Genomic DNA, 12,812 nt, shown 5'->3' with positions numbered 1-12,812 from the left:
CTCCACGATGAGGACGCTTCGTCGTCATGCCCTGACGCTGCGCTGCCGGGCACCACGCAGTCAAGCATCGCCACGCCCAACACGTGGATCGTGATCGTCATCCCCTCGTCGCCGACTCGCGCCTTGGTCGTTTCGCTGTTTCCAGCCCTCATCGCACCGCTGGGCCAGGCCGTCGAGCTCCAGTGCGGGCAGCACCGCACGGACGCGTCGGAGGCTGACGCCCGACTCGGTGGCGATCGCGTCGGGCGAGCGACCACCCCGTGAGGGCAGTGCCTCGAACACCCGCAGCGACTCCGGGTCGAGACCGTCGGTACGCCGCCGCGCACCGGCGCCACGACGGGCCAGACCGCTGCCCAGCCTGCCGACGGTGTCCACCACATCGGACACGGAGGAGACCAGCGTGGCCTGCGAGTCCCTGACGAGCTGGTGACATCCCACGGACATCGCCGACGTGATCGGTCCCGGCACCGCCATGACCGCCTTGCCGAGCAGCCCCGCAGTGGTGGCCGTGTTGCGAGCGCCGCTGCGGCGACCGGCCTCGACGACGAGCGTCCCGGCGGTCAGGGCGGCGATCAGCCGGTTGCGTACCAGGAAGCGGTGTCGTGCCGGCTGGGTACCCGGCGGGTACTCCGAGATCACGGCGCCGCGCTGCACCACGCGGTTGAGCAGCCCGACGTGACCGGCCGGGTATCCCACGTCGAGGCCACAGCCGAGCACGGCGACCGTGACTCCCCCGGCCGCGAGCACCCCTCGGTGGGCCGCACCGTCGATGCCGTACGCCGCCCCCGACACGACGGTCACCTCGGCATCGGTGAGTTCGTAGGCGAACTCGGCCGCCGTACTCTCGCCGTAGTCGGTCGCCGCGCGGGCACCGACGACGGCCACCGCGAAGGCGAGCACGTCGTCGAGCACGGCTTCGCCACGTACCCACAACGCCAGCGGAGGCGCCATCCCCTCGACACCGCGTCCGGTGGCGACCTCGAGCGACAACAACGGCCACGCAGGCCATTCGTCGTCCTCCGGGATCACCAGGCGTGCCCCCTGCGCGGCACCGAGCTCCAGGTCGCGGGTGGCAAGATCGAGTTGCCGACGTGCGGCCGTCTCGGCCGCCACGCGGTCGGGTACGTCGGCCGTGCGCACTCTGCGTGCCGCTTCCACCGGTCCGTGCTCGGCGACGAACCGCCAGAGAGCTGATGCGGGCGGCTCGGCGACGCGAAGCAGATAGGCCCGCGCCGACCTGATGGCGTCGGCGCTCATGCGGCCCTCCTGTCGCGGAACTCCAGCGCCGCCGCGACGTGGTCACTCTCGGGGCGGGCGGCTCCGTCGAGATCGGCCAGGGTCCAGGCGACCCTCAGACAACGATCAGCGCCCCGAGCCGTGATCGCTCCGCGTTGGAGACCATGCTCGACCAGCGCCGTGGTACTCCGGGGCAGCGCGAACTCCCGCCACAACGCGGGGCCGGGCACGGCAGCGTTGGTGCGCCAACCGCGTTCGGCCCAGCGCGCGGCCGCACGGTCCCGTGCCGCCACGACGCGTTTGCGTACCACCTCGGTGGACTCCGGCCTGCTCACTTCGTGAGTTCTCATGGCCGTGACCGGGCGCATGCGGACCCGTAGGTCCACCCTGTCGAGCAACGGCCCGGACAGCCTGCCCAGGTACCGTCGCCGCGCCGAGGGCGTGCACGTGCAGTCGGTCTCGCGCGGCGGCGCGCACGGACAGGGATTGCTCGCCATCACGAGCTGGAACGACGCCGGGTATCGCACGACACCCCTGGCACGCGCGATGCGGATCTCGCCTTCCTCCAGAACCGTGCGGAGGGACTCCAGGCGCTCGGCTCCGAATTCGGCGGCCTCGTCCAGAAAGAGGACGCCTCGATGCGCCTTGGTGATGGCTCCGGGTATCGCCAGGCCGCTGCCTCCCCCGACGAGCGCCGCCGCCGAAATCGAATGGTGTGGCGCGACGAACGGCGGCACCAGGGCAAGAGGCGCCGACCGGCTCAGTGATCCGTCCACCGAGCGGATGGCCGCCACTTCCAACGCCTCGTCCTTCGACAGTGGGGGCAGCAACCCGGGAAGGCGGGTGGCGAGCATCGTCTTGCCGATCCCCGGAGGGCCGGTCAGCAGAACGTGATGCCCGCCCGCGGCGGCGACCTCCAGCGCCCAACGGGCTTCGGGCTGTCCCACCACGTCCGCGAGGTCCGGAGCGTGCTCGACGTGGTCGACCTCGACGGCGTCAGCACGTACCAACTCGACCTCGTGTCGCAACCACCCGACGACATCGGCCAATGCGGGAGCTCCCAGTACGTCGACACCGTCGACGAGCGCCGCCTCCGGTACGCACTCGACGGGGACGACGGCGCAGCGGTGGCCGAGCCGCCGAGCCGCCAGGAGTGCGGGCAGTACACCCGGGACCGGGCGCAGACGACCGTCCAACGCCAACTCGCCCAACAAGACGATGCCGCCGAGTTCACCGGCGGGCACGACCCCCGACGCTGCGAGCACCGCCACGGCGATGCCGAGGTCATACGAGGAACCGACCTTGGGCAGGTTCGCAGGCGAGAGTCCCAACGTGACGTTGGTGTCCGGCCAGGTGTACCGGCTGTTGCGGATCGCGGCCCGCACCCGGTCCTTCGCCTCGCGCAGCCCGGGATCAGGAAGCCCCACCAGCTTCGTGCCGGGCATTCCCGCGCCGATGTCCGCCTCGATCTCCACCAGCCGCCCTTCGATGCCGAGCAGGGCGATGGACCAGCTCCGTGCGAGCGCCATTCAGAACGCCCCCACGAGATGCCGCAACACCGGGGTTCCTTGTGGTGGACAGTCGATGGCGATGACGTCGAACCGCAGCGGGCACCACGCGACCCGCCTGGCCGCCAGCCAGCGCAGGGCGAGGCTCCGGATGCGGTTGCGCTTCTCCGGGGTGACGGATTCGGCGGGGCTTCCGTAGCCTCGCCCGGACCGCGTCTTGACCTCGCACACGATCAACGTCCGGCCGTCGGTGGCGAGTACGTCGATCTCGCCCTCCCGGCAGCGCCAGTTGCGTTCCAGCACGGTCAGCCCCTGCCGCCGAAGATGCTCGGCAGCGAGGTCCTCGCCACGCCGCCCGAGCCGTGCCGGTCGCCCGGCCTCCTCCGACCTGGTCGTCCCGGCCGATCCCGGTGTTCGTCTGCCTGGCCGCACCGCGCGCACTGCGCTCACGCTCGTCACCCCCGATGTTCGTTCCTGCTGGCAGCACTCACGCTGCCAGCGCGACCATCGGGACAACCAGCTCGGAATGACGAGGCTGTGGACAGCCGACCCCCTGTGGACAACCGCCCTCGCGCACAGGCGGACAACGCCCGGATGCGCTATGTGCCCACCACAGGTGGCTCAGGTACCGAACGGCCCGTCCTCCGGAAGCCGCAGCTCCGGCTTGACGAGCTCCTCGACGTTGACGTCCTTGAAAGTGATCACGCGGACGTTCTTCACGAAGCGGGCGGGACGGTACATGTCCCACACCCAGGCGTCCGACATCCGCACCTCGAAGTACACGTCGCCGCCACCGTCACGCACCTGCACGTCCACGGCGTTGGCCAGGTAGAAACGCCGCTCCGTCTCCACGACGTACGAGAACTGGCCGACGATGTCGCGGTACTCCCGGTACAGCGACAGCTCCATCTCGGTCTCGTATTTCTCGAGATCCTCTGCACTCATGAAACCCGAGCCCCTCCTCGCGCGCCTTGCAACCCGTCGTCGGCAGAAGCTCCATTCTCGCTCACCACCGCCGTGTCGGCACCCGCCGCCGGGGCATGCGTACCAGCCGCCGTGCCGGCCTGCAACGCGGCGAAACTCAGCAGCACCCGCCGAGGCGGCCGCATGCCACGCGCCACACCGACGGACGCCACGTTCGTGAACGACCAGCGGTGCGCCTCGCACGGACCGTGCTCGGCCAGGGCCGCACGGTGTTCGGCGGTCGTGTATCCCTTGTGGACGTCGAAACCGTACACCGGATACTCGCTGTGCAGGCCCGCCATGATGCGGTCCCTCGTGACCTTCGCGAGCACGGACGCCGCGGCCACGCACGCCACCGCGCGGTCGCCTTTCACCACCGGCACGCTCGGAGCGGGCAGACCCGGCACCCGGAAACCGTCGATCAGCACGTAACCCGGCCGCACCGACAACCCGGCCACGGCCCTGCGCATGCCTTCGATGTTGGTGACATGGATGCCGTGCGCGTCCACCTCGGCGGGCGGGACGACGACGATCGAGTGGTCCAGCGCCCGCCGCATGATCTGCTCGTACACGCGGTCGCGGGCGAGCGGTGTGAGCAGCTTCGAATCCGTGAGTTCGGTGAGCCGGGAGGCGTCGCCGGGCCGCAGCACGCACGCCGCGACCACCAGCGGCCCCGCACAGGCCCCGCGGCCGGCTTCGTCCACCCCCGCCACGGGGCCCAGCCCCCGCCGGTCGAGAGCGGACTGCAACGCCCACGCCGTGTCGCCACGGATGACGGCGCGAGGTGGACGGAGCACGCTCACGCTGCTGGCGCTCACTGCGCTATCGCTCCCGTCTGAGGCGCCTCGTCACCAACCGGCGCACTCCCACGCCGGCCTTGCGGCTCACGAACAGTGTGGGCCACGCCGCGAGCGCACCCGCGGCCAGGGGCAGCCCCTGCTGCCAGGCCGGGGCGCTCATCGCCGAGTGTTGCTCGGTGGAGGCCTGTGGATCGTGGTCGCTCACCACGTCCCAGCGGGACGGGGGAAGGACGATGAACCGGGCCTTGCCGATGATGTTCTCCACCGGCACGGCGCCGCGTTCGCCACCGCCGCCCTGGTACCGGGAGTCGGACGAGTTGTTGCGGTTGTCGCCCATCACCCACACGGTGTTCTCGGGCACTGTCACCGGCCCGAACTCCTGCTGCTTCGCTTCGCCGCCCTGCCAGTAGATGTACGGCTCGTCCAGCGGCTTGCCGTCGACCACGACGCGGTTCTGCTCGTCGCAGCACTCGACGGTCTGCCCGCCGGTGGCGACGATGCGCTTGACGAAGTCACGCTCGTCGGGCGGTGCGAGCCCGAACGCCGAGCCGATGTTCTGGAAGAAGCTCGCGATCGGGTTTCCGGACGAGTCGCTGGGTGGATCGTCCTCCACCCACGCGTCCGGGCCCCGGAAGACCACAACGTCACCCGGCGCGGGATCGGTGAAGTGGTAGGTGACCTTGTCGACGAGGATGCGGTCCGGAGTGCAGCCGGGACAGCCGTGCAGCGTCTGTTCCATCGAGCCCGACGGGATCATGTAGACCCGCGCGACGAACTGCTGGATCAGAAACGCCAGCACGAGCGCGACGACGATGAGGATGGGCAGCTCTTTCCAGAAGGAACGCTGCTTGTTCTGCTTGGCCGACCGCGTGCCGTCCTCGTCTGCCCCGGAAGACGACGAATCGCCCGGAGTGGACTCGGTCGAGGCGGCGTCCGAAGACGCTCTCGCCTTCTCCTCGTTCTCAGGGCGATCCGGCTCGTCTTCCGCAGCGTTCGAGGGCACTGACTCCACCACGTCGTCAGACTACGGTAGTCGGCCGACTACTCACGAAGCAGAGGGGGTTTCCCGGCGCTCCTTGATCTTGGCGGCCTTGCCGCGCAGGTCGCGCAGGTAGTAGAGCTTCGCGCGACGCACGTCACCGCGGCGGGCGACCTCGATCTTGGCGATGTTCGGCGTGTGAACGGGGAAGGTCCGCTCGACGCCGACACCGAAGGACACCTTGCGCACGGTGAAGGTCTCGCGGATGCCACCGCCCTGGCGGCGGATGACCACGCCCTCGAACACCTGGTTGCGCTCGCGGTTGCCCTCGATGACGCGGACGTGAACCTTCAGCGTGTCGCCCGGGCGGAAGTAGGGGATGTCAGAACGCAGCGACTGAGCGTCCAACGCGTCCAGGGTGTTCATCGGTGTCCGTCCTCGTCCTTGTGTGGCATGTGGCTTCACTTGATCCGGGCGCGCGCCAGCCAGCCAGTGTCACCGACGGCGGGCGGCCCAGGAGCTTCGGCGCGTGAACCGGTCGCGCCAACCTCGCAAGTATTGCAGACGTGCGCGGGCGTCAGTCACCGGCCTCCCGGCGAAGCCGGTCGAGCACCTCGCGATCGTGCTTGTCCAGGCTACTCTCCGGCAGGCGTTCCAGCAGGTCGGGTCGGCGACGAAAGGTCCTCGTCAACGACTCGTCCCGGCGCCACCGGTCGATCAGCGCGTGGTTGCCGGAGCGGAGCACGGGCGGCACGGCGAGGCCCCGCCACACCTCCGGCCGGGTGTAACTGGGACCTTCGAGGAGCCCGTCGGAGAAGGAGTCCTGCTCGGCCGAGACCGGGTTGCCCAGCACGCCCGGCAGCAGCCGGGCGACCGCCTCGACCATGGCGAGCACGGCGACCTCTCCCCCGACGAGCACGAAATCCCCGATGGACACCTCGTCCACCGGCATGCGCCGGGCGGCATCGGTCATCACCCGCTGGTCGATGCCCTCGTAGCGTCCGCACGCGAACACGAGGTGCCGTTCGGTCGCGTACTCCCGCGCCGTCTGCTGGGTGAACGGGCGACCGGCCGGAGTGGGTACGACGAGGCGCGTGTGTTCACCGCACACGTCGTCCAGGGCCTCGCCCCACACCTGCGGCTTCATCACCATGCCGGGTCCGCCGCCGTAGGGCGCGTCGTCGACCGCCCGGTGCACGTCGTGCGTCCAGTCACGCAGGTCGTGCACGCCGACCTCCAACAGGCCCCGCTCGACAGCCCTGCCGAGCAGCGCGGCCCGCAGGGGCTCGAGGTACTCCGGAAAGATCGTGACGACGTCGATGCGGAGTGGCGGTTGCGAAGAGCTCGACTCGCTCACGTGTTCCTTCTCATCCTCGTCGCGTGAACGGCGGATCGGACGGCGGGCTCAGCCGTCGAGCAGGCCCTCGGGTGGATCGAGCACGATCCGGCCCCCGACGACGTCCACACGCGGCACGATCGCGGTCACGAACGGCACGAGGACCTCCCGCCGGGCACCGGACTCCTCGATGTCGACGGCGAGCAGTTCCCCACCGGGCGAGTGCACCACTTCACGGACCGTGCCGACGACGGTGCCGTCGGCCAACTCCGCGCGCAGGCCTTCCAGCTCGTGGTCGTAGAACTCGTCCGGGTCGTCGATCGGTGGCAGGTCCTCGGCGTCGACCAGCAGGGACACGCCCCTGACCTCCTCGGCCGCCGAGCGGTCCGGCACCTCGGTGAACCGCACGAGCAGCCGTCCGCCGTGAGGGCGGACGGCTGCCACGGTGAGCGGACGGGTGCTGCCACCACGAGATCGGGCGGTGAGCACCGCGCCCGGTACGAAGCGTTCCTCGGGCGAGTCCGTGCGCACCTCGACGGTGAGTTCACCTCGAATGCCGTGCGGCTTGACCACCCGACCCACCACGACCTGCACGTTCGGAAACCTTCGCGCGGTCAGCGGTCGGTGTCGATGACGTCCACGCGGACGCCGCGACCACCGACGGATCCCATCACGGTGCGCAGTGCGGTGGCCGTGCGGCCACCACGGCCGATCACCTTGCCGAGATCGTCGGGGTGGACGTGGACCTCCAGCGTCCTGCCCCGACGGGTGGTGATCAGCTCGACCTGCACGTCGTCGGGGTTGTCGACGATGCCGCGCACCAGGTGTTCGAGCGAGTCGGCGAGGAAGCTCACGCCTCGTCGGCCTTCTTCTCCGCCGAGTCACCGGACTCGGACGCCTCGGCCTTGTCGGCCTTCTTGCCGCTCTTCTTCTTCGGCGTGGTGGCCTCGACGCCGGGCTCCTCGTTGGCCGCGGCGAGCGCGGCGTTGAACAGCTCCTGCTTCGAGGGCTTGGGCTCAGGCTGACGGAGCGTGCCCTCGGCGCCGGGCAGGCCCTTGAACTTCTGCCAGTCGCCGGTGATCTCGAGGATGCGCTGCACGGGCTCCGTGGGCTGGGCGCCGACCTTCAGCCAGTACTGAGCGCGCTCGGAGTCCACCTCGATGAAGCTCGGCTCCTGCTTCGGGTGGTACTTCCCGATGGTCTCGATGGCCCGGCCGTCACGACGGGTGCGGGCGTCCGCGACCACGATGCGGTAGTAGGGCGCGCGAATCTTGCCGAGGCGCTGCAGCTTGATCTTGACAGCCACGGGTGTGGGTACTCCTGTCGTCTTCTCGTACTCGGGTCGGGACACGATCCGAGTGGGGAGCCGGATCCGAGTGCCCGCAGGTAGGTGGTCGCCCCGGCACGGTGAGAGGGCCCGAACCGGAGCGGGCAAGCTCCCATTTTGCCAGAGCGGGCGAACTCAGTCCGTGCCGGGGAGCGTGAGCACTCCGTCCACGCGGCGCGGCACAGGCGCCGGGCCGTCCCTGAGTTCGGGGGGCAGCACCGCCTCGGGCGCACCCTGCCACGTGTAGGGGCGCAGGAAACGGCGGATCGCGCCCGCGCCGACCGACGTGTGGACGGCGTTGGTCGACGGCCACGGACCGCCGTGGTGCTGGGCCCACGACACGGCCACACCCGTGGGGTAGCCGTCGAAGACGAGCCTGCCCGACAGCCGCTGCAGCCGCGTGAGCAGGTCGCCGCGGCGCTCCGCCTCGTCGCGCCCGAGGTGCACGGTCGCCGTCAGTGACGGTTCCAACGCCGCCAACGCCGCCAGGAGTTGCTCGTCGTCCCGGTAACGGACGACGACCCCGAGGGGCCCGAAGCACTCGCGGGTGAGTGCCTCGGCGAGGTCGCCTCCCTCCGTGAGATCCAACGAGAGCAGCAGCGGCGTGACGCCGAACCCCTCGCCGTCGTAGGCGCCGCCGGTGGCCAGGGTGGTGACGCCCGCGACGGCCGTGAGTGCGGTGGAGATCTCCGCGTAGGCGTCGCGAATGCCGGCGTTGAGCAGGACCGGCGGCTCGGCCTTCGTCACGGCGGCGGCCGCCGCCTCGACCAGCCGGTCGCCGTCCGCGGTGGCGGGCACGAACGCCAGTCCCGGCTTGGTGCAGAACTGCCCCGCGCCGAGCAGCACCGACTCGGCGAGTCCCCGGCCGATGTCCTCCGCCCGTTCCCGCGCGGCCTCGGCGGTGATCACGAGCGGGTTGATGCCGCTGAGTTCACCGTAGAACGGGATCGGGTCGGGCCTGGAGTTCACGATGTCGAGCAGCGCCCTGCCGCCGTGCGCGGACCCGGTGAACCCGACGGCGGTGACGGCGGGGTGCCGCACGAGCCGCGTCCCGGCCTCCCGGCCGTACACCACGGACACCGTGCCCTCGGGCGCGCCGCACGCCGTCGCCGCCGCCGCGAGCGCCTCACCGCACAGCCGGGACGTCCGGGGGTGCGACTCGTGAGCCTTGACGACGACGGGACACCCCGCGGCCAGCGCGGAGGCCGTGTCGCCGCCGGGCACCGAGAAGGCCAGCGGGAAGTTGCTCGCCCCGAACACGGCCACGGGGCCGAGCGGGACGAGCATGTGCCGCAGGTCCGGCCTCGCGCCCATCGGTGTCGGCCCGGCGTGGTCGACGGTCGCCTCCAGGTACCCGCCCTCGGTGACCACGTCGGCGAAGAACCGCAGCTGGTAGCAGGTGCGCGTGAGCTCGCCGTTCAGCCTCGGCTCGCCGAGCGCGGTCTCGGCGTCGGCCGTGGCGACGATCTCCTCGCGCCGCGACTCCAACTCGTCGGCCATGGCCCGCAGCAGGCCGGCCCGCCAGGCGCGGTCACGGCCGTTCAGCACGTCGAACGCCGCCTTGGCCCTGGCACAGGCGGCGTCCACGTCATCGGCTGTGCTCGGCGACGGTCCTGTCCCCGTCAACTGCGCTGTCTGCGCTGTCTGCGCTGTCGTCGTTGTCCGCCCCGTCCTCGGGTCGATGCTCGGCAACTGGTCGGTCATGGGTTCCTTTCCGCTTGGTTCGCACGGTCTGGAGGAGGGTGAGCAGGACGAGCAGCACGATGACCCCGAGCAGGGCCGCGGCGATCGGTTCGCCCAGGAAGCCGGAGAGCTGCCCGTCGAACATGCGCATGGCGCGCCGGAACGCGGGTTCGAGGATGCCGCCGAGCACGAACGCCAGCACGAGCGGCCCGGGTTCGAACCCGACCTTCTTCATGAGGTAGCCGAGCACGCCGAGCACGACGACGAGCACCATGTCGCCGACGTTCATGCGCACGGTGTACACGCCGATCATCGCGATCATGACGGTGAGCGGCGCGAGGATCGTGGGCCGCACCCGCACGATGCGCACGAAGACGCCGATCAGCGGCAGGCTCAGTGCGAGTAGCAGCAGGTTGCCCACGTACATCGAGTTGACGACGCCCCAGAACAGCTCCGGCTCCTCGTCCACCAGGAGCGGACCCGGCGTGATGCCCTGCAGCATGAGGGCGCCGAACATGACCGCCATCGTCGCGTTGGCGGGGATGCCGAGCGACAGCAGCGGAATGAACGACGAGGTGGCGGCGGCGTTGTTGGCGGTCTCGGGACCCGCGACGCCCTGGATGGCGCCCTTGCCGAAGCGCTCCGGGTGCTTCGCGGCCTTCCGTTCGGCGGCGTAGGCCACCATCGACGACATCGTGGCTCCGCCGCCGGGCAGGATGCCCAGCAGGAAACCGATCACCGAGCCGCGCGCGAACGAGCCCTTCACCTCACGGATGTCCTTGCGCGACGGGTACACCGACCCCACCTCGACGCGCGGTTTCGGCCTCCCCCGCAGCGATTCGAGGTTGTGCAGGATCTCCGCGACACCGAAGAGGCCCATCGCCACGACCACGAAGTCGAGGCCGTCGAGGAGCTGGTCGCTGCCGAGCGTGAAGCGCGCCTCGCCGAACAGCGGGTCCTGGCCGATCGTCGCGAGCAGCAGGCCCAGCATCGCCATGGCCAGGCTGCGCGGCACCGAGCCGGTGCCCAGGGTGGTGACGAGGAGGATGCCGAGCAGTGCGAGCATCGTGTACTCGGCCGGTCCGAACTCGACGGCGAACCCGGAAACCAGCGGCGCCACGAACGTCAGCGCGATGATCGAGATGGTGGCGCCGACGAAGGAGCCGACGGCGGAGATGCCGAGCGCGACCCCGGCCCGTCCCTGCCGTGCCATCTCGTAGCCGTCGATGGCCGTCACCACGCTCGGCGCCTCACCGGGCAGGCGCAGCAGGACGGACGTGATCGTGCCGCCGTACTGGGCGCCGTAGAAGATGCCGGCGAGCATGATGATCGCCGAGGTGGCCTCGATGCTGTAGGTGACCGGCAGCAGGATCGCGATCGTCGCCGCCGTGCCGAGGCCGGGCAGCACACCGACGAGCATGCCGAGGGTGACGCCCAGCAGGCAGTAGAGCAGGTTGTCCGGTTGGAAGACGACACCGAAGCCGTCGATCACCGGGGAGAGGAAGTCCATCGCGTCTCAAACCCTTCCTCTTACAGGTGGACGATGTGCGGCAGCGACATGTCCAGGCCGGTGATGAACAGCAGGTACACCACCGCGGTCGCCCCCACCGACACGGTCGCCGTGACCTTCCACGACTCCCTGCCGAACCCCTTCAGCCACAGCACGAGCAGTGCGATGGTGGGGATCTCGAAGCCGACCCGCTCGAACAGGAACGCATAGGCCAGCAGGGACAGCACCGCGCCGACGACCACGAGCGAGTCCCGGCTGAACCGTTCCTCCGCACCCGTGGGGTGCGACCGCACCACGAGCACGGCGGCGAACACCACCAGGCCGACGCTGACGATCAGGGGCCAGAGGCCGGGGCCGGGGTCGGCGGGTTCGCCGACCCCGAGCTGCCACGACGCGATCGCGGCGACGATCCCGACGCCCAGCAGAATCGCCGCGGCGACGATGTTCTGCTTGCGTTCGTACGACGTGCTCATGACTGCCCGGCGAGGTCGATACCGAGTTCGTCGACCAGGTCGGCGAAGCGGGTGCGGGACTTCTCCAACTGCTCACCGACCGCGTCACCCTTGGCGTCCCACCGGCTGATGTAGTTGTCGGCCAGCACGTCGTTGTAGTCCTGCGACTCCACGGCCTTGCCGATGGCGTCGGCGAGGGTGTCGCGGACGTCGTCCGGCAGGCCCGCCGGGGCCGCGACGAAACGCCGCTGGTCCACGACGACGTCGTAGCCGAGTTCTGTGGCGGTGGGCACGTCGGGCATCGCGTCGAGACGTTCGGGCGAGAACACGGCCAGAGCCCTCAACTTGCCCGCCTTCACCTGCTCCACCGCCTCCGCGATCTGGAGACCGCCCGCGTCGACCTTCTCCCCGAGCAGCGCGTTGAGCAGCGGACCACCGCCGTCGAACGGCACAGCGGTGGCGTCGGTCCCGGCGAGGCCGAACAACAACGCCTGGGCGAGCTGGCTTCCCGTACCCGCACCGGTGGTGCCGTACTTCACCGAGTCGAGCGCGGTCAGGTCGTCGAGCTTCTTCACCGGCGAGGTGGCGGGCACGGTGAGCACGTAGTCCTCCACCGTGAGACCCGCGACGAACGTCATGTCGTCGAGCTGGATGGCGTCGGGGTCGTCGAGCACCAGCGGACCGACGGCGAACAGCGACTGCGGCATCACCGCGACGCGGTAGCCGTCGGGTTCGCTGCCGAACACGTCCTTGCCTGCGATCTTGCCGTTGGCGCCGGGCTTGTTCACCACGGCGATCTGCGTTCCGAGCGGTTCCTCCAGGTTCTTGGCGAGGGCGCGCGTGACGAGGTCGGTGGCGCCGCCCGCGGAACTGGAGACCGTGAACTCCACGGCGCGGCTGGGATAGTCCCCCTTCTCGCCGCCCGAACCGCCCTGGACCGAGCAGGCGCCGACCGCGAACACCGCGGCGCAGGCGAGCGCGAGGGTCGTGCGAATCCTCATTGATTCCTCCGAAAGTG

Annotated in this window: 15 protein-coding genes; all 15 read right to left on the bottom strand. The window is 70.2% G+C overall.

Features of this window, described 5'->3' with window-relative positions; all coding sequences use genetic code 11:
* Nucleotides 1-60 precede the first annotated feature (60 nt).
* Nucleotides 61-1,257 carry a DNA-processing protein DprA gene (dprA, locus tag SACCYDRAFT_RS05620; protein WP_005454414.1) on the bottom strand — a complete coding sequence of 399 codons (1,197 nt, stop codon included), beginning with the start codon at nt 1,255-1,257 and terminating at the stop codon, nt 61-63.
* On the bottom strand, nt 1,254-2,765 hold the full coding sequence (locus SACCYDRAFT_RS05615) for a YifB family Mg chelatase-like AAA ATPase (RefSeq protein WP_005454413.1): 1,512 nt from the start codon (nt 2,763-2,765) through the stop codon (nt 1,254-1,256). The genes dprA and SACCYDRAFT_RS05615 overlap by 4 nt, the downstream gene beginning before the upstream one ends.
* On the bottom strand, nt 2,766-3,185 hold the full coding sequence (locus tag SACCYDRAFT_RS05610; protein WP_232283831.1) for a YraN family protein: 420 nt from the start codon (nt 3,183-3,185) through the stop codon (nt 2,766-2,768).
* Between the two features lie 180 nt (nt 3,186-3,365).
* A complete protein-coding gene (locus SACCYDRAFT_RS05605; protein WP_005454411.1) occupies nt 3,366-3,689 on the bottom strand; it encodes a DUF2469 domain-containing protein in 324 nt (107 codons plus the stop codon).
* A complete protein-coding gene (locus tag SACCYDRAFT_RS05600; protein ID WP_005454410.1) occupies nt 3,686-4,525 on the bottom strand; it encodes a ribonuclease HII in 840 nt (279 codons plus the stop codon). Before SACCYDRAFT_RS05600 ends, SACCYDRAFT_RS05605 begins: the two co-directional genes overlap by 4 nt.
* A gap of 4 nt (nt 4,526-4,529) precedes the next feature.
* The gene (gene lepB / locus SACCYDRAFT_RS05595; RefSeq protein WP_005454409.1) at nt 4,530-5,510 is read right to left on the bottom strand and encodes a signal peptidase I; all 981 of its coding nucleotides are present in this window, start codon (nt 5,508-5,510) and stop codon (nt 4,530-4,532) included.
* A gap of 42 nt (nt 5,511-5,552) precedes the next feature.
* Nucleotides 5,553-5,912, bottom strand: a complete 360-nt coding sequence (rplS, locus tag SACCYDRAFT_RS05590) for a 50S ribosomal protein L19 (RefSeq protein WP_005454408.1) — start codon at nt 5,910-5,912, stop codon at nt 5,553-5,555.
* Nucleotides 5,913-6,063: 151 nt separating this feature from the next.
* On the bottom strand, nt 6,064-6,843 hold the full coding sequence (gene trmD, locus SACCYDRAFT_RS05585) for a tRNA (guanosine(37)-N1)-methyltransferase TrmD (protein WP_005454406.1): 780 nt from the start codon (nt 6,841-6,843) through the stop codon (nt 6,064-6,066).
* A gap of 48 nt (nt 6,844-6,891) precedes the next feature.
* Nucleotides 6,892-7,416, bottom strand: coding sequence for a ribosome maturation factor RimM (gene rimM, locus SACCYDRAFT_RS05580; RefSeq protein WP_005454405.1), 525 nt, complete (start codon nt 7,414-7,416; stop codon nt 6,892-6,894).
* A 20-nt stretch (nt 7,417-7,436) separates the two neighbouring features.
* Nucleotides 7,437-7,676, bottom strand: coding sequence for an RNA-binding protein (locus tag SACCYDRAFT_RS05575; RefSeq protein ID WP_005444189.1), 240 nt, complete (start codon nt 7,674-7,676; stop codon nt 7,437-7,439).
* The gene (gene rpsP / locus SACCYDRAFT_RS05570; RefSeq protein ID WP_005454403.1) at nt 7,673-8,128 is read right to left on the bottom strand and encodes a 30S ribosomal protein S16; all 456 of its coding nucleotides are present in this window, start codon (nt 8,126-8,128) and stop codon (nt 7,673-7,675) included. The genes SACCYDRAFT_RS05575 and rpsP overlap by 4 nt, the downstream gene beginning before the upstream one ends.
* 156 nt (nt 8,129-8,284) lie before the next feature.
* Entirely contained in the window at nt 8,285-9,736 is a 1,452-nt protein-coding gene (locus SACCYDRAFT_RS05565) for an aldehyde dehydrogenase (NADP(+)) (protein WP_005454402.1), read from the bottom strand.
* 1 nt (nt 9,737) lies between these two features.
* Nucleotides 9,738-11,342, bottom strand: a complete 1,605-nt coding sequence (locus SACCYDRAFT_RS05560; RefSeq protein ID WP_005454401.1) for a tripartite tricarboxylate transporter permease — start codon at nt 11,340-11,342, stop codon at nt 9,738-9,740.
* Between the two features lie 20 nt (nt 11,343-11,362).
* The gene (locus SACCYDRAFT_RS05555; RefSeq protein WP_005454400.1) at nt 11,363-11,815 is read right to left on the bottom strand and encodes a tripartite tricarboxylate transporter TctB family protein; all 453 of its coding nucleotides are present in this window, start codon (nt 11,813-11,815) and stop codon (nt 11,363-11,365) included.
* Nucleotides 11,812-12,795 (bottom strand): Bug family tripartite tricarboxylate transporter substrate binding protein, encoded by a 984-nt coding sequence (locus SACCYDRAFT_RS05550; RefSeq protein WP_005454399.1) that lies wholly within the window; start codon nt 12,793-12,795, stop codon nt 11,812-11,814. The genes SACCYDRAFT_RS05555 and SACCYDRAFT_RS05550 overlap by 4 nt, the downstream gene beginning before the upstream one ends.
* Nucleotides 12,796-12,812 lie beyond the last annotated feature (17 nt).

The organism is Saccharomonospora cyanea NA-134 (genome assembly GCF_000244975.1).
Taxonomy (GTDB): domain Bacteria; phylum Actinomycetota; class Actinomycetes; order Mycobacteriales; family Pseudonocardiaceae; genus Saccharomonospora; species Saccharomonospora cyanea.
The sequence above is the reverse complement of the archived record's forward strand: the minus strand, read 5'-3'. Positions and strand labels throughout refer to the sequence as shown.